We start from the raw sequence: 23,185 nt of genomic DNA, 5'->3' as shown, positions 1-23,185 counted from the left end.
GTATACGGAACCGTACGTACGGTGGTGTGAGAGGACGGCGGTTGTGAAACCGCCTCCTACTCGATTATAGAAATGGTGTTTATCAGCCCATGTTGAACATTACCTGAGGCAAAGTTAACGGATACTCCCACTGGAGAAGCCAGTCAGGTCCGAGGTCGCGAAGCCTCCTTTGTAGTCAGCAACACGGTAACGGGTTAGCGCACTACCCACATACCGCCTGATATCTCCGCTCCCTAATGCATCCCCTGTGTTTGCCTCTGTGTTCTCGACTCGGTGATGCACCGCCAGTTTTGAGATCAGACAATAGTCGAGTCCGGGCTTCTCCCAGGAACTGACAACACAGCTGGACGATTAGGTCGAAGCGGTTATCCCTCAGGTCGCTCACCACTACGTGAGCAGCGCAAATGACTTCCCCGGACGTATGTCCTTCACATAGCAGCCAGGTGCAACTGGTGGGGATTCGCAAGCTAGCCAAGCAGGACGTCGTACTGCTGTCGACTATCCTAATGGCGATAAAGAGGTGAGCTCAGTCTTGGTAACGGTGGATTCTCCACCTACAGCGCCGCGGCAGCTGTGGTTACCAGGACTGGGCTCTTTGTATATCAAAGGCCCAGTTTTTTTTCGCCGCGGGCGCCTTTGTTAGCCCTTACGTCTAGAGGCGTATTAGCCTCCACTGTCTCAGTGACGTCGGGCCTTCCACAGACCCACCGTACCACTGCCGCCGGCAGACTGATCGATGTTTGGAGAGTCGCCCGTCTCGATCACTTTTGTCCTCACTACCGATTTGTACGCCCCCGTCTCCAGTTTACCGATGTACTCCTGCCAGTCCTCCGCCGCATGATTCTCGTTGGGAAGGGAATGACCTTTGGTCTTAATCCCACACCTCACACGATCCCGACCAGCTGCGTCCATCGCATAGGTGGTTATTGAATAGCCATCCCTCAGCTTCTCTTGCACTTGAAGCTCCAAAAGCCTGCTCATTTCCGATTTGTCCATTGCAACCTCGGTAAAAACATGTGAGGGGGCGAGCGGCTGGGAGCCGGGGCCACGAGATGAGGATCGCACACGCCACTACCATCTTGGCTCTACCCTAGCGGCAATGGCACCATTTCTTCGCTAGTAGCTCTGAGATACCAATCTGAAAGGTAAGGGTTAGTACCAGCTGCATAACGCTTCGCAATTCTCGGATGCGATCTCACCCAGGCTCTCAATCCCTCCCAAGCCTTGCTGCGATAAAAAAGCGTTCGACTGTCCCAGCCCCCGTGGTCCAGCAACTTGATCCCGAACTCATCCGATAAGGCACGGGCATCGTCAATAGTGAACCCCCTGAGAAATACCCGAGCTTCACTGCGATATTTGACGATGTACCACCCAAACCCATGGCACCTATAGCTAGTAGGATCGAACTGAACGATGTTGCACACCCCGAGGTGCACACCATCATGGACGGCCGACCGTGGGGTGATTAATGAAATCCAGGGGCCTTCGTAAATCATTGAGGCCTCGAAAAGCTGACCCCTGATGGTGGCGCTGTGGAAGACGTTATTGTTCATGGCCTACTCTACCTCTCCGCACTACCAGAAATTTTAGCCGATCCCCCTCCTGCAGCTCGTTGAGACGACTAGCGGTGCAGCGATTCGCAACTAACGCAGATGGCTATTTGCGCCGCCGGCAGCCCCGGCCCCATCTGCATGAGCATTTTGCCACTAGCCTCCATGGCCACCCATCAGTATTATAGTTACATGTTATTCAACCCCCTGAGGCTCACGTGATCCATAAAGCAATCGCGGCATTAGCTGCCACCTGCGTCATCATCGCCTTACCTGGTTGTGCAGCGAAGCCAATCACCGTTGAGAAAGGCCCGGTGCGCGTTCAAGCAGCACAGATCAACGGGCGCCTGGTAGAGGGTGTGCCTGTCAAGGCCGTGACCGAGGACGCCGCCCTTGGTGACATGACAGCGTATGTGAATGACGCTCTCAAGAAAGCTGGCTACAACCAGACTGCGGGTGATGCCAAGGTCACGTACACAATCAGCGAGGTCTATGCGGGCCCAGCCTCACAGTACAAGGAAGCTCACACAGCAGTGGGCAATGCTGTTGCCACGGGTGCCTCTCTGGCTGTATCCCTCGCGACCTGCTCACTGCTGAACAATTGCACCGACTCTGGGATGGTTGGGAACAACGTCGCCTCAGGCCTAACCGCAGCATCCGATGCAGCACAGACCACCAGCGGCCAGAACGTCGACAAGCTCGCGGGGACGAACCTGGTGATTCACACGGTTTGCTTAACCGGCCGGGGTTGCGCCAGTTCAGCTGCAGCGACTTCAGACCCCTCGATCTCGCTGAATGATCTCCGTATGCAGAACGCCATGCTGGGCCTTCCCCGCACGATGAGGATCGGCGAGTAACACCGCTGTTGTACGCTACCGGCTGCCTAGCAGCCGGTCTTCAAGGTTAGCACCATTGCTCCAGTCCCTTCTCCTCAGACCTTCCTTACTTAAATCCCCCTCTCACTGACGCCAGTCCAAGGCATCTAGTTTCTGCAAGAACGTTACGCATCTCCCGTTATCAGGCCTTCCACTGTTCCGGTGCAGGTCACTTTTAGAGGAGATTGCGATATGGCAATGCGCATCATCACGGGTCCAGCTGCTCAGCAAAACTCCGCTGCTTGGTTTGCATGGCGTCGTGAGGGAATCGGAGCTAGCGAGGCGCCCCAGATCATGGGCACGTCAAAATTCCGCAGTTCATATGAGCTTTTCAGACTCCGCCTGGGCATCGGGCCTCCCCCGCCGCCAAACCCCTACGTCGATCGTATTCGAGCCAGGGGTCATCAGCTGGAACCCATAGCTAGGGCGGCTTATGAAAAGCACACCGGTACCACGGTTACGCCCATCATTGCCGAGAGTGACTCGATCCCATTTATCAGGGCATCGCTAGACGGGTTCAATCCCTTTCTGGGGATACCGGTCGAGATCAAATGTCCAGGGGATACAGCTCATGGGCTTGCTCTCAAAGGAATCGTCCCACCGGAGTATGTGGACCAGGTTCAGCACCAGATCTTTGTTGCTGAAGCCAGCTTCGCCCACTACTACTCATTCGATGGGTCTAAAGGCGTGCTGCTCAAAGTCCCGCGTAACCAGAAGCGGATCGATCAAATACTTAAAGGCGAGCTCGACTTCTGGCACCGGCTCCAAACAGGCAAATGGAGTACAGATGAATGGGAAGCCGCAGCGGCCGCCTGGCGGCTGTCAAACCGGCAATTTCAGGAAGCCACAGCGCGAGAGGAAGCAGCCCGAGCTGTGCTGCTCTCTCAGATGCCGCCAGGCCGCAAGCGACATGAAAGTGAAGGTGTCTCTGTTCACCTTTCCACACGTAAAGGATCTGTCGACTGGCGCGCCTTGCTCAAAGCACACGGCGTAGACCTGACTGAAAGCCAAATCGATGTCTACAGGAAACCCTCTGTAGAACATGTGACTGTTCGTGATCAGTTCAATGCACCCCTGACGATGCCTAACTTGCCGGCGGCGACTTTGCCTCAATCGGTATCCCCCACCGTGCAAACTGGACAGCCAGCACCTAAACCAGCGGTACAAACCTTGAGGAAGGAGTTCATCTTCTAACGCTACACCCCCCGGAAACGGGGGTTTTTTTTGCCTGTTTTGCACAGGCGTGTGCGGCATCCCCTCTCATAAAGCGAACCTGGGAGACCAAATGAAACGTATCAATAGGCATGTATCCGCGTGGCTTGTAGTAGTTTGTATCTACACCGCGTTGGTGGCGGCTACGGGTGCATCGCATAAGCTAGCGCTATTCACATTGACGTTTGTTATATGTGTACCAGTGATTGCTTGGTGGAAAACAGGAAGCTTCACATATTGGCCGGTTATTCATACCAAAAGTGACAATGCTTCATTTAAACCAAAACGGACATACGACCACGAACGTACAGGACAGACTAAAGGCAAGCGGGATACGCCGAAGGCGTATGACCTTAGCGACATTCCGCACCCACCTAAAAGAAGAAACGATGCACATCTCAAGAATCTTCCTCAAGGAAACGGCATCAGTCCACCCACCAGTAAACAGCGGCCAAAACCCGTGCAATGTGCACTCGTAGCCAAAAGGGTCAAGCAACTGATCCCGGAAAATGTAGCTCCTACTATTGGATCCATGGGCGACCTGTTCGAAGATCAAACCCGCATAGTAGACACGTTAGAAGACATTCTCATTGTTCCTGATGGAGACGTCTTTCTTTAACTGCATCACATAAACCAGCGCCTTATTTAAGGCGCTGGTTTTTTTATTCATCAAATAGATTACACTTCACCCACCCAAGGCCTGAGCTGCATTTTTGCATACGAAAAATCGTGCAGACCAAATTTTGCACGCATTAAACCGCACTTTTTAGGGAACTTTTCTGGCGCCGATTTGTTGACCCTCATAACAACACGTCCCTATAATTTGTCCCGCATCGCCAATCAACGGACTAGATAGGAATTAGGGACACAGCATGTCTTTCAGCTTTGACACATACCAGGGAGCTACGGAAATCGGTCTTTCGTCGCTGGGTTGCCTCTCAACCGATGGCAAACCGCACTGCCCACGATTCAATAAAAGCTGCTCTAACAAATGCGCATCCAAGTGCATGCTCAAAGCAATGACAGACTTCCCAGAAGCCAAGACTGAAATTCTTCTGGCTGGCGTCGTTATCGCGTCAACATTTGCATCAGATATGACTGAGGTTCACGCGGCATTGTCCGGCTTCGAGCGGGCAATCCAGGCTACCTGCATCTGATCACTCGCCCCTGCATCACCAATCACATGCCTGCGTAATGCACAGTACAACGATTTGAAACGGACCAGTCTTCCACTTACGCGTTATGGATTTGATTGACGTTCTCTGTCACGTACGTATAATCAATAAAAGCGGCCATATGCGGTCGCTACCAGAGGTAATGCTTCATGATCCACGAGTACTCCCCAATCGAAATCGGCCTGGACGCCCTTGGTGTGGAACCTGGTCAGAACCCCAGCACAGTGTTCGGGGTGGATGATCTAAGCCAAGCGGACCAGATCCGAAAAGTAGGTGAGCGGATCGAGCACGCGATGAGTGCCTACCCTGAGATCAAGACTGAGATCTTGGCCGCCGGCATCAATGTCCTCCTCGATGTGTCCAGTTCGCTGGCGCAATTCAGGAGTGTCGCTCTCCCTCAACTGGACCGATCTGTGGATACCGTGGCTGCGTAGGTTGGATAAATCAACGAGCCCTTTATGGCAGTAGAAAAGATTGATGCCCTGGAGCAAGAGACTGCTTCAGGGCTTGTGCAAGACACCGACATCGAGTCACTCCCCCCCTCCGAGCCATCCGGCCCCCCCTCGACCTTTGAAAAGCTGTGCGGGACTTACATCTCGAATGTGGACCGCTCACGCAAGTTTGTGAACCGTCTGGCCTTCGAGATGGATCGCGATGAGCGCGTTCGCAAAATCTGCAGGGTCAAGCTCCGTCAAAACAAGTGCGAACTCAGCGACTTTGAAGAGGTCCTGCAAAGGACGCTGGAAGTCTTCTTCGGCTCTATGCTGGCTAAGATTGAAGATCAGGATGCCGTCTATGCGGTTGTGTACGCTGTGGCGCACAACGTCAGCCGAGAAGTCCTGCGAGATCGCCAGAAGCTGATGATCAATCATCGCTCCATCGAGGACATGCAAGAGAAGGGTGAGGAACTGGAGCAAGTCGGTCTAGCCGACCAGGTAGAAGTAGACCACGATCGAGATATCGATACAGAAGCTGCCACCATTAAAATGGCCGCAGCACTTAAACGGGTGATCAACGGAGAACAAACAGTGGCCAGTTCCGGCATCTATGCCATGGATCAAGATCCAATGGTACGCCTTGTACAACCTCAGCCTACGGACGACCAAGAAAACGATACGGACACTTCATCGCGATCCAAGCCAGCTGATGCTGGTGTGAAGCGTCCCCGCGGCGGAAGCCGGGCCGAGCTTTCGGTTGATCAGCAAGAACTGGTGAAGATCGGCTCTGACCTGGGCCTACGCAATCAAGACTACGCCTTTGCCCTGGGCATCGGTCTCCCTCGACTCTCCTCCTACATCTATGGCCGGACTGCGTCGGTGCCCACGGAGGTAATGGAAAAGGCTCGGGGTCTTCTGGCAGAGGAGCCGCACCGGAGAGAACGCCTTTTGCGTTTCGACCGGGACATGAACGTCATCTTGGCTGAATGGATGACTCGCCTCGCCATCGATACCGAGAAAGACGAAGACATGGCCACCATACTTGGGGTGACCAAAATGACGATCTACCGGTGGCGCAACAACGAGACCAAACCCGATGCAACGGCCCTGGCTCGTTATGAGCAGCGGATCGACTACGAAATGCGCATGAGAAAAGCTGTAGAGCAGCGGCTTCAAGCAGAGCGCACTTAAATAAGAACCCGCATCTATGCGGGTTTTTTTTGGACGAAAAAAAACCGGCTGCAGAAGCCGGTTTTGTGAAGAGCTAATGGGGCTTAGCTTTTCCAGGATTCGACGACGTCACCACCATACTGAGTTTTCCACTCTTTCAGCTGGCGGTGATTGCCGCCTTTGGTCTCGATAGTCTCACCGGTGTGGGGATTTTTATAGACCTTGACCTCACGTGGCTTACGTTGCTGACGATCGGCTTCTGGCCGTGCATTGATTTTGCGCAGACTTGAAGCCGGGTCAAGTATGGCGATGACCTTGCCCAAATTCGCGCCGTACTCTTCCATCAGGCTTTTGAGCTTTTCTTCGAACTCAATCTCACGTTGCAGCCCTGAATCATTTTTCAGCGCTTCCAAAGCAGAAAGTTGCTCTTGCAGTGCTTTCTCTGCAGCACGAAATTCAGCCAACTTGCTCATGCGTAATCCTCATTGGTGTACAATTCAGCAAACAAGTATCTATAACTAATTTGCATAAAAATTACTATACCCTAGGTGCTGTTCTTTTTCTACTGAGTCGACGGAAATTCCATGATTTGCAACGCTGATGAGTACGCAGAAAGCGGCCGCCACCACCACATTGCAACACTGCTTGCCGGCCGTAACTTCGAGGGCGTCTACTTGATTTCAGAGCCACCCAAGAGCGCACTCATTGAGGGGGAGACTTGGTTGAGCTTCATTGCATCCGACCTCACCGGCACCATCAGCTGCATCGTTGATCCAGCAAGGGCAGGCTGGGTAGAGGGTGACTGCTTTACGAGCATTTGGGTGCTTCTGAGAGGCCAGGTAGCTCACTTCCAGGACCAGTTGCATGCGCGCATCAGTGAGCTACACCAACTGAAAATGCAGTGGTAAAAAAAAGACCTTCTGGAGGGTATCCAGAAGGTCTTTTTTACACCAAGGCCCGAATGCAGGCCTTGCTCAATGCAACACGGGTGATGCTCGCCATCGTCAGTACCTGATAAGCGGCAACAGCCCTCCCCTCCCCCAGCGCCAAGGTGGCCAGCGTCAGCAAAGCATCTGCCGGCACGAGCGCAAACTCAGCGGAACTGGAATCTTCGAAATCAAGGGTGATTTCCTCATCATCTGCCACCCGATCGCCGGAGCATAGCCCGTCAAACGCATGAGGGGCCTCGGATAGGATGAGGTCGAAGAACTCAACGTAAGCGCGCAACTCGCTGGTGGAACCAGCTGAAAACGTGCGGCCATTATTGAGGGAATTTTGAACGGTGTGAATCACATACTCGACAGCCTCTACTTCGCTGAGGAGGTCCTGCTTGGCCGACAGTAGCGAGTCCTGTACAGATGACCCAGTGGCAGCATCTGTCAGCCCGGTGACATCCAGGTCACCACCCAGATCGCTATAGCGACACTGGGCGAGCACCTTGATCTGGGCTACGTAGGAAGAATCGGCTTGGACCTCTTCCGCGAACGGCTCCCCATTGGGGAACAGTCCGGAAATCAGCAGGGAACGAGTTTGCGCTTGATTATGTTGTGGGTACGAAATCATGTGGGTCTCCTGAAAGAGTGTGCTGTTGAGGCTTTTCGCCTAACTGCCTTGCCTCAGGGGATGTGTCACATGCGTGTGTAAGATGAAATCACGAACCAATAACGAAAAATACTATCAAAATTTAATCAATACAGGTGACGTACATCTCCGCGTTACGGATTGCTGAAATTACTTTTTTTTGGCCATTTGACACTATCGGCGCAGGTTTCCAATTCTTGAATCATTAATGACCGTGCCTGTTCAAGACGTTACAATTTGAATTTCTACCTACGGATAGATGGCTCAAAATTTCACTGAGACTTTTTATGAAAGCCCTAGCAAAAATATTCAAGAATCCCGCAGCCTTACCCACGATCTCTTCGGTGGTTATGGAGCTACTAGCGATGTCTAGGGATCTCTCAGTGCCGTTGTCCAGCATTGTGAAAGCAGTGAGCCTTGACCAGGCTCTCGCCGCAAAAGTACTACGCACGGCCAACTCTGCTTATTTCGGACGCAGCGGAACTGTCTCCCGTCTCGAAGATGCCATATCTACAATTGGCATACACAACTTCCGTACCACCATTATCACGACTGGCCTACTGAAGGCGCTGCCGGACGCACCAGGCATTGATATGCCGACCTACTGGAAAATGGGTTTGCATACTGCGTTCATGGCATCTGCCCTGGCGGAGAGCATAGGTGCAGAACGGGATATCGCTTTCACTACGGGTTTGATGCAAGGCATAGGCGCTCTACTCATTCACCTGGTAATGCCCGATGAAGCCTGCACTGTAGTTCAATCCGTTGATGCATTCGATCTTGTCGGCCGGCGTCCTGTCGAGCAGGCGCAGCTTGGATTTGACAATGCTGAGGTTGGAGCAGAGCTGCTGAAGCGCTGGAAATTCCCGACCCCAATCCAAAAAGCGTTGCTCACGTATTCCAATAGATCCCCCCTACCCGATATCCTTGGCCAATTGCTATCAGTATCCTCGACCTATGCTTATGGCGTGGTTATGGGGTTGGATAGATCATCACTCGCAGACTGGGTGGACCCAGAGATAGCAAAATCTCTTGGCCTCTCTCATGATTTGTTGGATAGCTGCCGACAACGTGTGTCTGAATCAGTGCTGATGATCGGTTAAGAGAGAAGGATTTGTAGTGAACCCAGGGCTCCGCCTATATCAGGCCATAATCGATAGATCTGAACTGCTATCGCTCCCCTTCCAAGAGGCTAGCAAGGCCTGTGGTTTCACCGCAGACACGCTGGCCAGTTGTTTTGGGGATGAGTCAAAAGCCAAACCGCGCCCCCTCCATGACGTACTGGATCGAAAACGAATCGACCTTATTGCTGCATTTCTTCATTGCTCGGGGTTCCGAGTTCTGCAGATGGCGGACGTTTTTCGCTGGTCGGACTACTGTCTGATTCAGCAGTCAGCGGTGTTCAATTCGAAAGCTGTCAGCCAGAGCCATGAGACCGCGGCCTATTTCGAAGAGGTCACGAAGGCAGACGTCGCCTCATCCCCGATTTTCATTCTGGATGAACTGATCGCAGCCACTTGGTCAGAAGACCTGAAGGAGGCCGCCGAGAAAATCGATGTGCCGTATGAGACGCTCAACTCGTGGCGCACAGGTCGCCCTAAGCCCTCCCTCCGCGATCTTGCTGCTATCAGGATCGTAGCAAAGCGTATTGATCTCGGAACCCCAGTGATCATGATGGCGTTGGGCGTACTGGCGAAATCTGATTTCCAGCTGGATGGCTGCTCCGTCGACATTGAAGACGAGCTAAACAAAGCCCTGGATATAGACATCCTGTAGTATCTTTTGCGTAGTTATTCCCAAATGGGATATAACACGTATTGATAAGAAAAGACCCTATTGCTAGTATCCGTAAGGCTACGAACGGTATTTTACTGAGCCAAGGGTTCTTCTTTATGCGTTTCGATGCCCAGTCTGCATCTGCCAAGCTCTCTAGTTTGCGAATTCCTGCACCCGACATCGAAGTGCTCGATGAGGTTTACAAATCAGAGGGTGATGACCTCACCGACGCGATCGATCGGGCAAAAGCCGGCGACAACTCAGCCCTGCACTATCTTCGTGGAGTTTTCTTCACGATTCTACCAGGGTGTACCGAGCGCATCCTCCAGGCCAAGCTCCCACAACCATCCCTCCCAGTGCTGATCAGCATTGGGAAATCCGAGGGCCCGCAGTTCTCTCAAGATCTCAAACAATGGGCCAATGGTGGTTACGTAGACTCAGATGTTGGTCAGTCTCTGTGCGAAATCTACCGGAACGCTCATTCGCAGCACAGTGCATCCCTGGAACCAGAGGTGCTGATCGAAGCTGCGGATATTGAGGCTGCCGAGGAGCCTGTCACTTCCGACAATGCCTGCGAGCCTGCAGGCGAGAAGACCTTTGTTACTCGGCACGTGTACGGCGGAAAGGTCGCCGTTTGCTTCCAGTCCGATATGACCAGGGGCGGTGAGCACACGATTAGGATCGAAGCCGCGGAGTCGACCGCATCCAAGAGATTCAACTGGTCTGACAAGATCAGCATTCAGCTATCTGGACGCGAGCTGCCTGGCGTGCTGGCGACCTTCATGCAAATGCAGACAAAGTTTGATGGGAAAGGGCATGGTGCACAAAACGAAAAGTGGTTCACGATCGAGAATCAGCCCGGGAAGGTTTTTCTCTCAGTGAATACGAAAGGCCGGCCACCTCGATCGGTGCCTATCGGGCCAGGCGACTGCTTTGGCGTGGTGACTCTGCTCATTGAGCAGATGCTGAAGAACTCCCCTTTCCTCTCCGCTGATACGCTGTTGAACATTGTCCAGCGCACCGCACAGATAGCCCCGCAGCCGTCCTCGAACGGCCACAGATAGCTTTAGATCTTCGCTCCACCCAGCAAGAATTGCAGGAGTGTTTCCGAGCTTGGGGTCTCAGGGAAACGCTCCTGGAACTGGATCGCTACCAAGCAATTGATCACCATCGTGTTCAAACCCTTCGACCGGTATTGCGAGTAGGCCAGATCGTCTTTGCGCAGCTCGGTCTCATATTTCTCCGCAAGCTCTTTCTTCTGCTCGTCCGACAGTTCCATGAACTGGGCGCGAATAGCTTCACGCTGAGCTGCTCCCCACTGCTCCAGCAGGTCTGCCATTTGGTTCGATGGTGCTGCTTTCGGCGCTTGCGATGGCGCCTGCGCCGGCTTCGACTTCTCACCGGTTTTAGAGGCGGCTGGCTTTTTGCCCCTGCCTGGTTCCGCGGCCTTCTGTTGAGTTGGCGCCTTGGCGTAGTTGTTGGCTACTGCAGCCTTGAAATATGCCGCTGGACTTGCAACGTTAGCCCCTTCCTTGCGCATCTGTGCCTCGGTGTAGTCAGCTTGCGCAAGCAGGTACTCTTCATCGTGAGTCATGCCAAGCTCATCGATATCTTTTTGACTCAAGGACAGTGCTTTAAGGCGCTTTGACACGTCCTGGCTAACCAGCTCTGGTGATGGTCCAAGGTCTAGGCCAGGCTGAATCAGTGTCTCCAGCTTGAACCAAAGCTTGTCCATCTTCCGGTTTAGCTTTGTGACGTGCGGTGAGATGCGGAATCTGCGTTCAATGCTGTTGACCTGGTCGATTGCGCGACCCAGCATTTTGTTGAAGTCGCGAAATTCGGCATGTGGCGTAGCAGATCCTGACAGCACAACGCTCCACTCAGACCAATGTGCACGGTACGTCTCTCCCATGGGTGAGCCGAGGTAGCGAGACGTGATCTCGTGCAGAGTGAGAGCAGAGAAGCTGGAGAAGTGGTACTGCATCCGCAAGTCGATCAAGTTGAAGATCGCTGGGTCGAGTAGCCGGCGTTTCAGATCCGGTGGGAACGAAAAGCGAAGGGTCTGGCCATCTTCCAAGATGTAGGCTTCAGCGATCAGGTTTGCGATGCCCCATTCGCTCTTGCGCCCAGGGCTTTCACCCTTGTAGTCAAACTCCACCTGGGTCTGAGACATGCTCACGAGTACCTTCTTGAGGTAATCACGGCTGTTCGACGTGGTGTGTCCAATGTTGTCCTCGACCTGTTTGATCGGGATCTCATGAACCATCTCCTCTCTCGGCCGCTGCTGGGCGAATTGAAGGAGGGTGTTGTAGAGTTTTCGCTGAAGGAATGTGAAGTCACTGGCGGCAGAGACGTTTCGCATCGAGAGGGCTTCGGTTGCCTTTTTCAGCTCTACGGCTTTGGATGGCTCTACATCACGAACGACCTGGAGCTTGGGTGCCCTCTTGCGTTTAGCTGGACTGGTATCCGTTGTCGCTCCGGCTGTACGCTTTGCTCTCGGAGCTCGCGGTGTGGGGGTTTCTGAGTCCATGTGAATTGTGCCATCGGTGACTGTGGTGGCACATTACTCGAACGTATGACTTCTGGTCAACGAAAATACGGTTCCAACGTCAGTGCCCAATTGTGCCATCCCTAGGTACCGCTTTTGCCCTTCGCTTTTGACTCAAAAAAGCGATAGCAAAAAACCTACAACAGCTTGTTTCTGTTTTCACTGCTTTTTTAAAGCTTTGTTAGTGAATCACTCAAACCCTTGATACACAAGGGCTCTAGCCATTTTTCTGTGCCATCTCCAGGGGAAACAGTGCCATCCTCCGAGACTAATGTGCCGGCGGTAGATGGCTCCGGTGCCATCCTTAGAAACATGTGCCACCTTTAGACCCGTACTGTGCCATCGCTAGGCGATCTCGTGAATTGTGCCACTGGTAGGCCTGTGGCTTCCTAGCAATGGCACAATTGGGCCAATCCCAGTAAATACGGGCTTTCCAGCCATTACTGATGATCGATTTCGCATCGGCACCCTCCCTAACGATGGCACTCTTCAGCACGATTCGTGGCACACGAACGCAGCGATCTGCCGAAATTGCTTTAGCAGTGCTCTAACAATGGCACATTTCGTTTCTTCAGCCTTATCAGACACCTACAGAACCCCTCCTCCCCCTGACGATGGCACAATTGATGTTCTAGGGAGGTGCGACTCCCCCCTTAGCCCCCCCTAATAGTGGATTGCCACGACGCATAATGACTCAACCTGTTTGAACTAGTTGAACGAAGCCCGCGATCGGCATCGTTGATATAGTTTTCACTGTGAAAAGTGGCATAAGACTGATGGGGAGACACTCGAAGCGTGGCACATTTGGCTGGGTGGCCACTGCCCCTACCTCATCTAGAGATGGCACATTTCGGACGGCTTCCCAATTTTGCCCACTAACCATGGCACATTTGGGCAATTTCGATCTGTCGTGCCTCTAGAGATGGCACATTTCGCTGTTTCGCCCTGTGATCAGACAGCCAGGTCCAGGGAGGTCCGCGCCTACGAAGGACGCCACCTCTAGCCATGGCACAATTGGCGGCATGAGGTTTTCACGTGAAAACACTGCAGGCGGTCCCAGCAGGTCACCTCGATCAAGAGCCCTGGGTCACTTGAGCCATGACAGAGAGAAAAAGGGGGGCGATCGAGTCGACCAGGCTACGAAACAAGATGTCAGGCTCATGCTGCGTCTGATGGAACGAGCATGGGCGATAACGGGGGAATAGGACACCATTGCCAGAGTGCCCGTGGCCTTATCGGGAACAGCCGTGTTGCCGGCCTAATTGGCGGGAATAATGTATCTGCTCGGCCTGGCAAGGCCTCCTAAATGGCAGTCGGACCGAGCGAGCCCGCACGCAGCTAAAGCCCGGGCGGTAACCAGGTGCGCAGAACACGCTCTCTCTATGGGTATGGGCAGCATGGCCCTGGTCTTGATCGGTTGCAGTCTTGACTGGCCTCGCGCCGGCAGTGCCTGCCTACACGGTACCCAAGACCAGTAATGAAGGGCTGCATGATTATGTGGGCCGTATGTTGTGGGCGGCCTGGTCACATATGGCAGAGAGCGCCAATGACGCTGTGAAGGCCCAATTGCAGTCAGAGTTTGAGCTTTCGACCGCTTCGCGGAAGTCACCCTCCTACAGCGGTTAAGCCTGGGTAGTAAGCTGAGGTCCATTGCCGTTGAGATGAAGGGCCAGTACCTCGTGATTCGACTTCGAAGCTGCCTGCGGAAATGAACAGGCAAAAAAAAACCCCGCTAAGCGGGGTCTGGGGTTATCAGAATTGGAACCGAGGATCACCTGTATCCACTAGACCATCCTGAGCTGGGTTTGCATGCGCAGCAGCGTCAGCTGCTGGCGACGGCTGGCTCACCGGTCTAACCTTTGGTGTAACCGAAAGGCTGATGAATGGTGCACCACCATCCACGCCGTCTTTGCGCCAGCCTGCAATGCGCATTTCGTGGTTGAAGCCGAAGCTACCCGCGTAGTCGGGACCTTTTTCCTTCTTGTCAGCTTCCTTGAACAGGCTGGCATTGATCCCGCCTACTGACAGTGAGTAGAACTTCTCGTTCGAGCCGTTCTTCTGCTTGAGCCAGACCGCTACCTCAAGCTTCAGCTTATGGCTGCGCTCCTTGTTCAGCGGGAACTCCATATAGCCGATCATCACGGGTGCTGCATCAGATGTGCGGTTCTTGTTCTCGAAGATGGTTCCGGAGCCTTCGCTCAATACCAGTGCAATAGACATGCGTTTCTCCTGATCTTTTGGGGGCGTATGCGCCATAGCTTGCACTGCTGTTATGCAGCACATGGTTTTGTATTCGACGCATAACACGTAAACGTACTTTTATTGAATCCTATGGTAACAGATTGATCTGCTTGCCCCACGCCCTCTACTCTACAAATCAAAGGAGGACCCCATGCCAGGCCAAGCATACGCACCGTCTATGTACTGGTTACGTTGGGCAGGCGAGAACAATTGGGCGGTTCATCTATGCACTTCACCTAAAGTCCTTGATGACCGGGGGCCTGATTTTCACTGTGAAATGGCTAATTTATGAGCTCGTTTCATCCCTACGTTTCACAGTGAAATGACCACGCGAGTTGATTGACGGCCCGGTACCGGAATCGAACCTGGAGATCGTCGGGCTGCGCAGCACCGCGCAGATGTACTACGAGACCGCCCAGCGAAAAGGCCTGAGCATTCTTCAGCTGTGCAAGCGCATCGCTTGGAAGGCCCAGGAGCACCTGGCCATCGTCAGCACCGGTCAGGACGTGGGCGACAAGATGGAGGCTTGGGTCGAAGAGGAACCCGCCGATAGCGTCAACATCGCGCCCACTCACTTATACCCATGGCATCGATGATTTCGTCGAGTACGTGCTGCCCCGAATTGCGCCGCCGGCCGGATCCGCTTCCGCGAGAAATACGAAGGCAGAACGCTGCGCGAGAAAACAGCCCTGACCGTGCCTTAAAGCCGCTTCGCCTGGTCCTGGCCGGAGAGTCGTCATCATGTCGCCGGCCTTGATTCAAACCGAACCCGCCCCGGTATCAAAGGTAGCCGGTGATCCGCCTCTTTCCGCCGTTGCCTGGGGCAGTACGCTACGGGCAACGGCGGTGGTCACCGCGTGCAGCGGGGCACAGCTCAATGGCATGACCATCGACTCGGGACCCTCGCTGTATGAACCCAAAAGCAGCAGGTTCTTAACAAGCTGGCCCGTTATCTGGGCTCTTGGTTGTGAGTGTTTTCACTGTGAAACGCACAGCTTGATCCAGCAGCCGGCACGGATTTAATGCACTGCCGTTAACCCTGTCGATCCTCGCATCCCCTATGACCGTTGGGCATGGTGGAGAGCAGTTCGCGGTAACCGCTCGTAATGGTGTGCCACCCCGCGGGTTTTCACTGTGAAAACGTCGGAATGCCGCCAGTGGCGCGAATTGCACCACGGAGCTGATTAAGCCAGGACAGTTCGATACCTGTTTACGTACTGAGCTGCGTTTTGAATCCATGAGTTCCCTCACCGAGGTGAAGCTTTTCACAGTGAAATAGAAACCCGGAACCTGTCCGTATATGAAGGGGGCCGCGGCTTTTCACCGTGAAAAGCTCGATGCCAGATTGAAGCCAGGCGCGCAAAGTCGGATCACTCATGTCCATTTCCTTTGGATCTGCAGGCACTACCCCAGACCAGCAACCCGTAGTCTTTTCACCGTGAAAAGGGAGGCGGAAATCTATGGGCATTCACAACATGCACATTCCTGGACGCTGGCTATTCAACTCGGCAGTCGGCTGCTCATAACTTGAGTCTCCTAGAAGATGTCCGGTAGCACCCGTCTTGGTAAGGAGTTCCGTCCAAGTGCCCGAGCGCACTTTTCACCGTGAAAAGTGGGGATGGGTCGGTGCTCGGCAACTTGCCAGCTGCGCCGGTGATGTCTGGATCGCAGGAGCAGAACGAGACTTCTGGGCACGACTCGGAGAAGGAAGAGAGCAGGTGGAAGCCGATTACCTTTTCACTGTGAAACGACCCGCATTACAGCAATCGGCGGGAGCGCGTCGAACTGTGAAATGGTTTGGCTAGGAGAAGGGCTGCTAGAGCGTTTCACAGTGAAAAGCATGACGGCGTGACTTCATTCATCCAGCAAATGAGCTGGCTATGCGGTGCGCAGTGAGCAGTGAGCAGTGTGAGGTGTGCACTGCATAGTAAACACTGCACAGTGCGCAGTTGGTAGTGAGCGCTGATGGAGGGAGCTGCTACATAGTTGAGATGGGAATAGGGGCTAGTTTTTCACAGTGAAACGCCTAGGAGGGGGCGTTATTTTTCACTGTGAAAAATAGCCAGGAGGACAAGAAGTGATGTGATCCGAGACCGAGCTTTTCACAGTGAAACTACGAAAAACTCAACAATATCAGTGGATTAAAAAAGGAAAGGCGAGGGCGCCTTGCCGCCGGAGGGACCGGCGGCGGAAGGGATTTTAACTACGCGTTTTGAGCATCTCCTCGATGTATGCGAGGACCTCTGCGGGATCAATGCCTTTGGGAGGAGTGAGAATCAACTTGCGCCCATCGATACGGGCATCCAGCTGGGTGCGTTCCTTGTAATCGATTTGCCGCGGAGGAACAGGGGCCTGAGGTGATGTCTTGCGCCGAATCTCACCTTTGGCCCAGTTGATTGCGCTGTCCTGGGATGCACCTTCTTTAATACGGTTTGCGGCGGCCAGAACGGTTTCAATATGTCCCTTGTCAGCCAAAGCAACCATATCGGAGACAACCCTGTTACCAATCAGGTCAGGATCTTCTTCCAGCAGTGAAATGACACCCTCAGGCAACTTGAAATAAGCAAGGCAGCGGCTGATCGTGGCCATGCTTCGACCGACACGGCGGGACAACTCCGCCTGGGACTGTACAACCTTGTCATCGAGAAGCTTCTTGTAACTTGCACCACGCTCGAATTCAGTAAGGTCTTCCCGGGCATCGTTGTCCGTAACGGACAAGATCGCCGCTTCCGCATCCGACAGATTCCGGATGAGCGCGTAGATGTAGGCTTTTCGGAGCAGCTCATGAGCCAGGAACCGGCGCTCACCAGCAATAAGCTCGTAAGTACCGTCAGCAAGAGGGCGAACGATAATCGCGTTGTTGAGGCCTTTATCTTCAATCGTGTTCGCGAGAAGGCCGAGTTTCTCGGGGTCAAATTTGCGGCGTGGCTGATACTTCCCGCGGCGTATGAGCGTCAATTGCAAGAACTTTGCCTCGCCTGGCAAGCGCTCGCCGCTCAAGAAAATGTCATCCAAGCCCGGCTGGTGAACGTGATCAGCATCAGAAACCGGTGCACGTTCCAGCGGCTCCGCTGAACTGTCCCTTTCTTCATCAAGGTGCAAAGAACTGAGCACCTCGCTCATCGGCCGGAGGTTAGCTTCCGGAATAACCTTCGGAACATGTACGCCCTGGATGCTAGACGAACCCTCCGCCGGCGCGATCACAGTAGGCTTGCCGATCGGGCTAGAACTCCTCATTTACCCTTCTCCAGGACTGTTTTGATTCGGCCAACCATTTCCTCGAACACATTGCGGAACGCGACCAAAGAGTTCTCACCACCTTGTTTCCAGAGGGAAAGAGGTACGCCGTCTTCCAGGCTTTTCGAGTAGTCCTCGGAGTGGAAGAGCGGTTGTTCCGTAACCTTCCCTGGGAACAAACTGGACAAGCGAGCGAGGTTCGCTTGTAGGCGGGGGCGGTTGCGCATGTACATGGTGGGAACTGCAACGATCTCTGGAGCCCGACCGAAATCGGTGCTCATTTCATTGATCTTGTGGGCCAGTCGAGATAGCGCACGGAAGGAGAATTTGTCCATACGGATTGGGCACAGCAGGAAATCAGCTGCGGCCAGGCTGTTCCGGGATAGCATGGTTCCAGAAGGTGCGTTATCCATGATGATCACATCATAGCTTGATAAGTCGCAGTGAGGGAGCTGACCTTTGCGAGCTCGTTCGATGAACAGTGAGTACCGGAAGTCGGCACCCTGGGCGTTACGGAGCACAACGTCCATATCGTCCAAGGAATCGTAAGCTGGGATGAGGTGGGGGCCGTGCTCGCCAAATGGTTTTTTGATCACTTGGTCCAGGGTCATTTCTGGGAAGTTTCCGAGACGGATCAGGTTCCCGAGGTGGCCCTCTACTGCTCTGTCAGCAGGAAGGCCAAGCTCTACAAGCTCCTCGGTAGTCTGGTCAGGGTCATAGCCCAGCATGCTGGACACGTCGGCTTGAGGATCGTTGTCAATGATCAGGGTCTTGAAACCTGCCAAAGCGAACTCGATGCCGATATTGCAAGTGGTGGTAGTTTTCGCGGTCCCACCTTTTTGGACGTAAGTCGAGCAGGTGATTGGTCTCGAAAACCCTTTAGTGTTCCCATTTGCACGACGAATCGACGCAATCAGGAACATGTCAGCTAGCGTGTAGCTCCTGACCTCTACGGATCCGCGTGCGACACGTGCGATGTTGAGGTCGTGTTCCTTCTCGATGGCTTTGAGTGTCTGCGTGCTGATCATCAAGCGTTCAGCCACAAATTGTGGGGTGAAGGTTAGCTGAGTGAAATCAGTGAAGATGTACTGATCGAGTGGCGCAGCAGCTGAAGTCATGTGGTTTACCGAGGTCAGGTAGGTAGGATGGCCGCATTTTCATACGAATCCATACGGTCAGACAAGAAAAAACGCATTTCTACCTGATAGAGATAGAACACTTACTGAAATCTGTCATCTGGTAGTGTCTGGGTTCAAACGCTGTCAACCAGATGATTTTGGGTAATTAACTGATTTAGCGACAAAAATATCGAGGGTAGGGCGCTCAGATGTCCGTCGTAACGGAGAGGGCTCTATGCGGAGGACGTACACTGCAGGTATGAGAGTTGTTCGTCGAAAATGGTCGGACGATGCTTCATCCCTCACAGCAGCCGGGCCATCAGCGAAGGGTGGCCTTGGCAGCCACCGTCACTGATTCAACAACACTGAGGCCTGGAGATATTTACCGGTGTAGTCGAGGGGTGCTTAGGGTTTGAACGACACCCGCATGCAAAGCGTCGTCCTCCGTATGCAGGTAACGACTGGTGGTTTCGATTTTGCTGTGACCAGCCAGAGCCTTGATCATCACCAGGTCACCAGTAGCTTTGGCAAGGTGACTGAAGCACGAGTGGCGGAGCCAGTGCGTTGAGGCCTCCTCAAGTCGATCGGCCAAATCGAACTGGCTGCGCTCTATTGCCAGGGCTGCAGCACGATGCATGATCTCTTTGACTGCTTTCAAAATGGTGTCGTTATGCGCGCGTTTGAGCTTTGAGTTCGAGGCGAGGAGGAGGGGGGTTGTGTCCTTCACTGGCACCTCACGTGACAACCCGAACGCGTGGCGATACTGCAACAAGTCCTCATAGAGGTCTTCGGATATCGGCACATCTCTAACCTTGTTTCGTTTGCCCAGCACCTCCAACCACAGAGTACCGCTTGCTGATCGCCGGATTTTGCCCATGGTAGCGCCGGTCGCTTCGAACGTTCGCACGCCGGTCATGTAGAACAAGCTCAACATGAAATGGTCGCGAGCTCGTTTGAGTGGGCTTTTTGTAGCTGCGATAGCCTCAAATGCCAAGCCTATGGCTGCCTCGGGAAGCAGCCGTTTGATCGTCAAGTCGACGTCGACTTGGGGCTTGGCCACGAGCGACACTGGGTTCGCTTTAAGGCGTCCACCCTGGATCATCCACTTGTACATGCTGCCGATCTGGATCAGGGCGTACTGCTGCGACGCTTTGCTAAGTGGTCCAGCGAACGGTCTCCAGTCTGGATGAGAGCGCTTGTGCTTTGTATGCGATACCCAAACCTCAGCCGGCTGTGGGTCAGCCATAAAGCCGATGTACTGGGTGATGTCCATCACAGTTATTTGGGAGAGCTGTTTACCCAGGGTGTGCAATGCCCAGAGGATGAACCGCTCCACTTCCTTCCGCATAACCCGTTTAGTCTTAGGGTTCGTTCCTTTGGCATGGAGCCACATCCAAGCTGCTTCGATGTCGTTATCTGCCTGGATCACATCGACCTGGTCAATGACGTCGACAGGCTCGCGATCAAGCAGCGCAACTTCTGACTTGGCCTGGAGGTACGGAATTCTGTGTATGGCTGGAGTGTTCGTGTTCATCGTAAGTCTCGCGTTTTGCCGTTGTAGACAAGCCAGTCGTCAATCTCATCGGGCTCGAACCATCGCTGCGAGCCTGATGGTGCTTCGCACTGGTACTCTTCCTGTACGCCTCCAGCCGAATCGACACCTTCCCGTGTTGCAACCACTACCAGAATGGACCCGAACGTCGCAAAGTTGTCGATCTCGCTGTCGACGACCAGCTCGGCACCGCGGGATAGGTAGCGCCTCCAGCGATAGCCGTCTGTGGCGACCCCTGCGAACTCTTCGTCATCTTCGTCGTCATCATGATTCCAAGTGAAGGGCTTATCAGCAGCTGCAGAGCTTGCGACCGCTACTGGCACCTCGATCGGTGCATCTTGCACCTGAGTGATCTTGCGCTGCCGTTTGGCTGGTGGCGCCAGCACCATGCGAGCTGCTTTCACCGCAGCCTGTTCGTTTGGGCTCAGCGTTGGTAAAGCCCGGGCCAGGTCGTCCCATTTGAAGTCCCTGTCCTCGTCGGCAGCGATGCGGCTCATGTGCTCTGGACGAATTGACCAACGGCATGCCACATCAGCCATGCGCCAACCCTTATGTAGGATCAGTTGCTTGAAGTCATCTCGGGACAGCTTCCCAGGGCGCAGGAGCAGCAGCCCACGAGAAATCTTTGCATTTTTGGCTTGATCCACAGCGCAAGTCTTTTGTTGTGAAATCCCTGATTTTAGGGGCATTAACGATGAAATCAAGTAGTTGGATGAGCCAGGTTGGCTGCGCCCGTTGAATCCTGAGATGAGCCCAGAAGATGGATTTTTTACGTGCTCCTGTGTGAAATCTGGTGATGTTAGCCCCTGCGAATTGATCAGAATCGACGTAGGAGCGTCTTCGGGGTCCGTACATCCCAGTGGTCGCCGCGGCTTATGAGCAAGGTACCGTGGGGCTCTGTCCTCGGAAGTAATACTGAGGACGTTTCCGGAACTGATTCCTGGACCGTTGCGTTCATCCTCCAAGTTCACGAATTACTTCCCGCCGTTGGCAGCCATGCCTCAGACGTCTGGATCACCGCCGGCGCCAGACTGCTCAACAAGACGGTTTTGCCTGGGCGTTTGACCCAGGAGCATCAGTGAGGCTTTGCCAATACAGCAGGTTTTCTGCAGCTGATCGGGCAATGATCGGGTTGCGGCCGCTCTGTGCTAGGGTTTGAAAAGTGTCCATGGTTCGTTTCAGCTATGGTGCCCCGCAGATCCGGTGCTGCCTTGCTTTCGCATTTTTGGCCGTGGCTTCGCATTTATGGCTGACGTTGATGCTTGATCTCCAGCGCAAGCAAATTTGTCAGAACCCCTTTGTTCATAGGGGTTAACGAGTAATCAAAAACGCCTCTTTGAAAAGCCAGCTACTGATAGCGATGGGCTTTTGAAGGGGCGTTTTTTCTTGCTTGAAAAAACTCGTGATAATCGGAGATATTCACGAGTTTTTCATTTTTCGGATACGTTACGTATGATATCCAATACGAATTTGTTGTTTTAGAGACGTGAGTGTATGCTCCCCTCTAAGGCCAGCCCCCTCCCTGTGAGGAGCGGCCAAGGCACGTACTGGCCCCTCGCCGAGGTCGCCGGCTCCTAGTCTCCCGACCCTATCTCCAAGGATACGCCTCATGGCCAACACCGGACTCCCATCTGACAAAAGGCTGAGCACCAGAGATCTTGTCCACCTTTACGCGAGAGAGCTGCTTGATGCGGGTCGCGAGGTTCGCCAGGCGGAAATTCGCGAGTGCATATACATTCACCATGACCTCAAAGCCTCGCCCAATCTGGTGAACGAGGAAATCAAAAGGTTCTGGAGTGAGACCGGCCCTATTCTGAGCGCCAGGCTGCGAAGACCTGGTGTTCCAAACGCAGTGTGCGAAAAGCTTGATGAGATCTGGGATGTCGCTCTAAAGGCGGCCGAGGAGACTCATGCGGTTGAGCGCAAAGCGCTTGAGACGGCGACAGCGGCTGCCGTTGATGCCGCCAAGGCGGCGCAGGACAATGAGCGGGCAGCTACTGCTAGCCTTGAATCCCAGAGCAGAGAGCTCGCTGGCCTCATCGCGGACAAGGAGCGGTTGACCGATCAGCTGGATCAGTCGAGTGCTTATATTCGGCAACTTCAAGCTGAGGTCGCAGATCTCAACAAGAGACTCACTGCCGCAAGTCAGGCTCATGGTGAGGAAATCAAGCGCCTGCAGGATGTGCACAGTGGCGTAGTTGAGCGTGCCCAGGACATGCATCGCGGAGAGCTTGAGCGCCTTCAGCAGCAGCTCCAATCAGCAAACGATGCGACTGAGTCTGCACGTGCGAAGGCCGAGACTGCGCGGATTGCCGCGGAGGAGCACCTTGAGAGAACCGAAAACCACCTGATGATGGAGACCGCCAGGGTTCGGGATGAAGAGAGAGGCAAAACAGAGAAGGTCGGCAAGGAGCTGCAGCAAGCTTTGACGCTCATCGACCAGCTGCGGATTCAGCGCTCGAAGGCCACTGACGATGCCGCTGAGACCCGCGGTCGTCTGGAGGTTACCCAACAGAACCTGAGCGCCCTAGAAGCACAGAACAAGGAGCTGCGTGAACTGAACAGAACCCTGCAGGCCGCTCTGCTGGAAGGCTTTAGAGGTGGTAAAGCAGCAGCTTCTGGCACGGATGAATAGTTTGCTGAATTGACATTTTGTCAATTTGTCAAGTATTTCTTGTGGTTTTCGGATGAAGGGTGGTAGTTTAATAAGGGG

21 protein-coding genes are annotated in these 23,185 nt (G+C 53.8%); 12 read left to right on the top strand and 9 right to left on the bottom strand.

The window, feature by feature from the left end; genetic code table 11:
* Positions 1 to 678 precede the first annotated feature (678 nt).
* A complete protein-coding gene (locus APH36_RS28115) occupies positions 679 to 996 on the bottom strand; it encodes a hypothetical protein (protein ID WP_054893893.1) in 318 nt (105 codons plus the stop codon).
* A 772-nt stretch (positions 997 to 1,768) separates the two neighbouring features.
* On the opposite strand from APH36_RS28115, the gene APH36_RS28105 reads away from it, so the two are divergent.
* The 6 genes from APH36_RS28105 to APH36_RS28090 all read left to right on the top strand — a co-directional run bounded on the left by APH36_RS28105 (position 1,769) and on the right by APH36_RS28090 (position 6,440).
* Positions 1,769 to 2,407, top strand: a complete 639-nt coding sequence (locus APH36_RS28105; RefSeq protein WP_023383562.1) for a hypothetical protein — start codon at positions 1,769 to 1,771, stop codon at positions 2,405 to 2,407.
* A gap of 210 nt (positions 2,408 to 2,617) precedes the next feature.
* The gene (locus tag APH36_RS28100) at positions 2,618 to 3,619 is read left to right on the top strand and encodes a lambda-exonuclease family protein (RefSeq protein WP_054893894.1); all 1,002 of its coding nucleotides are present in this window, start codon (positions 2,618 to 2,620) and stop codon (positions 3,617 to 3,619) included.
* A 91-nt stretch (positions 3,620 to 3,710) separates the two neighbouring features.
* Positions 3,711 to 4,256: a hypothetical protein gene (locus tag APH36_RS31380; RefSeq protein WP_082412236.1), complete on the top strand. Its 546-nt coding sequence runs from the start codon at positions 3,711 to 3,713 to the stop codon at positions 4,254 to 4,256.
* Positions 4,257 to 4,509: 253 nt separating this feature from the next.
* Positions 4,510 to 4,794 (top strand): hypothetical protein, encoded by a 285-nt coding sequence (locus tag APH36_RS31935; protein ID WP_135001454.1) that lies wholly within the window; start codon positions 4,510 to 4,512, stop codon positions 4,792 to 4,794.
* A 167-nt stretch (positions 4,795 to 4,961) separates the two neighbouring features.
* Positions 4,962 to 5,246 carry a hypothetical protein gene (locus APH36_RS28095; protein WP_023383523.1) on the top strand — a complete coding sequence of 95 codons (285 nt, stop codon included), beginning with the start codon at positions 4,962 to 4,964 and terminating at the stop codon, positions 5,244 to 5,246.
* A gap of 24 nt (positions 5,247 to 5,270) precedes the next feature.
* Positions 5,271 to 6,440 carry a hypothetical protein gene (locus tag APH36_RS28090; protein ID WP_023383522.1) on the top strand — a complete coding sequence of 390 codons (1,170 nt, stop codon included), beginning with the start codon at positions 5,271 to 5,273 and terminating at the stop codon, positions 6,438 to 6,440.
* A gap of 83 nt (positions 6,441 to 6,523) precedes the next feature.
* Here the strand turns inward: APH36_RS28090 and APH36_RS28085 are convergent, their stop codons facing one another.
* Entirely contained in the window at positions 6,524 to 6,892 is a 369-nt protein-coding gene (locus tag APH36_RS28085; protein ID WP_023383521.1) for a histone-like nucleoid-structuring protein, MvaT/MvaU family, read from the bottom strand.
* A 111-nt stretch (positions 6,893 to 7,003) separates the two neighbouring features.
* On the opposite strand from APH36_RS28085, the gene APH36_RS28080 reads away from it, so the two are divergent.
* The gene (locus APH36_RS28080) at positions 7,004 to 7,327 is read left to right on the top strand and encodes a hypothetical protein (RefSeq protein ID WP_023383520.1); all 324 of its coding nucleotides are present in this window, start codon (positions 7,004 to 7,006) and stop codon (positions 7,325 to 7,327) included.
* Between the two features lie 37 nt (positions 7,328 to 7,364).
* On the opposite strand, the gene APH36_RS28075 is transcribed toward APH36_RS28080, so the two are convergent.
* On the bottom strand, positions 7,365 to 7,982 hold the full coding sequence (locus tag APH36_RS28075) for a hypothetical protein (protein ID WP_023383519.1): 618 nt from the start codon (positions 7,980 to 7,982) through the stop codon (positions 7,365 to 7,367).
* A gap of 305 nt (positions 7,983 to 8,287) precedes the next feature.
* On the opposite strand from APH36_RS28075, the gene APH36_RS28070 reads away from it, so the two are divergent.
* The 3 genes from APH36_RS28070 to APH36_RS28060 all read left to right on the top strand — a co-directional run bounded on the left by APH36_RS28070 (position 8,288) and on the right by APH36_RS28060 (position 10,840).
* A complete protein-coding gene (locus APH36_RS28070) occupies positions 8,288 to 9,103 on the top strand; it encodes an HDOD domain-containing protein (RefSeq protein WP_054893895.1) in 816 nt (271 codons plus the stop codon).
* 16 nt (positions 9,104 to 9,119) lie between these two features.
* The gene (locus APH36_RS28065; RefSeq protein WP_023383517.1) at positions 9,120 to 9,776 is read left to right on the top strand and encodes a hypothetical protein; all 657 of its coding nucleotides are present in this window, start codon (positions 9,120 to 9,122) and stop codon (positions 9,774 to 9,776) included.
* A 116-nt stretch (positions 9,777 to 9,892) separates the two neighbouring features.
* Complete coding sequence (locus tag APH36_RS28060) at positions 9,893 to 10,840, top strand: hypothetical protein (RefSeq protein WP_023383516.1); 948 nt, start codon at positions 9,893 to 9,895, stop codon at positions 10,838 to 10,840.
* A gap of 2 nt (positions 10,841 to 10,842) precedes the next feature.
* On the opposite strand, the gene APH36_RS28055 is transcribed toward APH36_RS28060, so the two are convergent.
* The gene (locus APH36_RS28055) at positions 10,843 to 12,306 is read right to left on the bottom strand and encodes a RepB family plasmid replication initiator protein (protein WP_175442762.1); all 1,464 of its coding nucleotides are present in this window, start codon (positions 12,304 to 12,306) and stop codon (positions 10,843 to 10,845) included.
* Between the two features lie 1,770 nt (positions 12,307 to 14,076).
* Entirely contained in the window at positions 14,077 to 14,544 is a 468-nt protein-coding gene (locus APH36_RS28050; protein ID WP_023383514.1) for a hypothetical protein, read from the bottom strand.
* 356 nt (positions 14,545 to 14,900) lie between these two features.
* On the opposite strand from APH36_RS28050, the gene APH36_RS28045 reads away from it, so the two are divergent.
* On the top strand, positions 14,901 to 15,161 hold the full coding sequence (locus APH36_RS28045) for a xenobiotic compound monooxygenase A subunit (protein WP_023383513.1): 261 nt from the start codon (positions 14,901 to 14,903) through the stop codon (positions 15,159 to 15,161).
* A gap of 1,603 nt (positions 15,162 to 16,764) precedes the next feature.
* Here the strand turns inward: APH36_RS28045 and APH36_RS28040 are convergent.
* The 4 genes from APH36_RS28040 to APH36_RS32225 all read right to left on the bottom strand — a co-directional run bounded on the left by APH36_RS28040 (position 16,765) and on the right by APH36_RS32225 (position 21,119).
* A complete protein-coding gene (locus APH36_RS28040) occupies positions 16,765 to 17,802 on the bottom strand; it encodes a ParB/RepB/Spo0J family partition protein (protein WP_023383512.1) in 1,038 nt (345 codons plus the stop codon).
* Complete coding sequence (locus APH36_RS28035; RefSeq protein ID WP_023383511.1) at positions 17,799 to 18,920, bottom strand: ParA family protein; 1,122 nt, start codon at positions 18,918 to 18,920, stop codon at positions 17,799 to 17,801. Before APH36_RS28035 ends, APH36_RS28040 begins: the two co-directional genes overlap by 4 nt.
* Before the next feature lie 382 nt (positions 18,921 to 19,302).
* The gene (locus APH36_RS28030) at positions 19,303 to 20,454 is read right to left on the bottom strand and encodes a tyrosine-type recombinase/integrase (RefSeq protein ID WP_054893896.1); all 1,152 of its coding nucleotides are present in this window, start codon (positions 20,452 to 20,454) and stop codon (positions 19,303 to 19,305) included.
* Positions 20,451 to 21,119 (bottom strand): hypothetical protein, encoded by a 669-nt coding sequence (locus APH36_RS32225; protein ID WP_023383816.1) that lies wholly within the window; start codon positions 21,117 to 21,119, stop codon positions 20,451 to 20,453. The genes APH36_RS28030 and APH36_RS32225 overlap by 4 nt, the downstream gene beginning before the upstream one ends.
* A gap of 962 nt (positions 21,120 to 22,081) precedes the next feature.
* Here APH36_RS32225 and APH36_RS28020 point away from each other — a divergent pair.
* Positions 22,082 to 23,107, top strand: coding sequence for a DNA-binding protein (locus tag APH36_RS28020; RefSeq protein WP_023383815.1), 1,026 nt, complete (start codon positions 22,082 to 22,084; stop codon positions 23,105 to 23,107).
* Positions 23,108 to 23,185: the final 78 nt, after the last annotated feature.

Source organism: Pseudomonas sp. NBRC 111133, assembly GCF_001320605.1.
In the GTDB taxonomy this organism is placed as follows: Bacteria; Pseudomonadota; Gammaproteobacteria; order Pseudomonadales; family Pseudomonadaceae; genus Aquipseudomonas; species Aquipseudomonas monteilii.
The sequence above is the reverse complement of the archived record's forward strand: the minus strand, read 5'-3'. Positions and strand labels throughout refer to the sequence as shown.

Excerpts from the sequence above, each read along its gene's own strand:
- APH36_RS28050 (WP_023383514.1), bottom strand. The coding sequence starts at position 14,544 with ATGTCTATTGCACTGGTATTGAGCGAAGGCTCCGGAACCATCTTCGAG.
- APH36_RS28095 (WP_023383523.1), top strand. The coding sequence starts at position 4,962 with ATGATCCACGAGTACTCCCCAATCGAAATCGGCCTGGACGCCCTTGGT.
- APH36_RS28030 (WP_054893896.1), bottom strand. The coding sequence starts at position 20,454 with ATGAACACGAACACTCCAGCCATACACAGAATTCCGTACCTCCAGGCC.
- APH36_RS28090 (WP_023383522.1), top strand. The coding sequence starts at position 5,271 with ATGGCAGTAGAAAAGATTGATGCCCTGGAGCAAGAGACTGCTTCAGGG.
- APH36_RS28040 (WP_023383512.1), bottom strand. The coding sequence starts at position 17,802 with ATGAGGAGTTCTAGCCCGATCGGCAAGCCTACTGTGATCGCGCCGGCG.
- APH36_RS28075 (WP_023383519.1), bottom strand. The coding sequence starts at position 7,982 with ATGATTTCGTACCCACAACATAATCAAGCGCAAACTCGTTCCCTGCTG.
- APH36_RS28100 (WP_054893894.1), top strand. The coding sequence starts at position 2,618 with ATGGCAATGCGCATCATCACGGGTCCAGCTGCTCAGCAAAACTCCGCT.
- APH36_RS31935 (WP_135001454.1), top strand. The coding sequence starts at position 4,510 with ATGTCTTTCAGCTTTGACACATACCAGGGAGCTACGGAAATCGGTCTT.
- APH36_RS28035 (WP_023383511.1), bottom strand. The coding sequence starts at position 18,920 with ATGACTTCAGCTGCTGCGCCACTCGATCAGTACATCTTCACTGATTTC.
- APH36_RS28070 (WP_054893895.1), top strand. The coding sequence starts at position 8,288 with ATGAAAGCCCTAGCAAAAATATTCAAGAATCCCGCAGCCTTACCCACG.
- APH36_RS28060 (WP_023383516.1), top strand. The coding sequence starts at position 9,893 with ATGCGTTTCGATGCCCAGTCTGCATCTGCCAAGCTCTCTAGTTTGCGA.
- APH36_RS28115 (WP_054893893.1), bottom strand. The coding sequence starts at position 996 with ATGGACAAATCGGAAATGAGCAGGCTTTTGGAGCTTCAAGTGCAAGAG.
- APH36_RS31380 (WP_082412236.1), top strand. The coding sequence starts at position 3,711 with ATGAAACGTATCAATAGGCATGTATCCGCGTGGCTTGTAGTAGTTTGT.
- APH36_RS28085 (WP_023383521.1), bottom strand. The coding sequence starts at position 6,892 with ATGAGCAAGTTGGCTGAATTTCGTGCTGCAGAGAAAGCACTGCAAGAG.
- APH36_RS28020 (WP_023383815.1), top strand. The coding sequence starts at position 22,082 with ATGGCCAACACCGGACTCCCATCTGACAAAAGGCTGAGCACCAGAGAT.
- APH36_RS28080 (WP_023383520.1), top strand. The coding sequence starts at position 7,004 with ATGATTTGCAACGCTGATGAGTACGCAGAAAGCGGCCGCCACCACCAC.
- APH36_RS28055 (WP_175442762.1), bottom strand. The coding sequence starts at position 12,306 with ATGGACTCAGAAACCCCCACACCGCGAGCTCCGAGAGCAAAGCGTACA.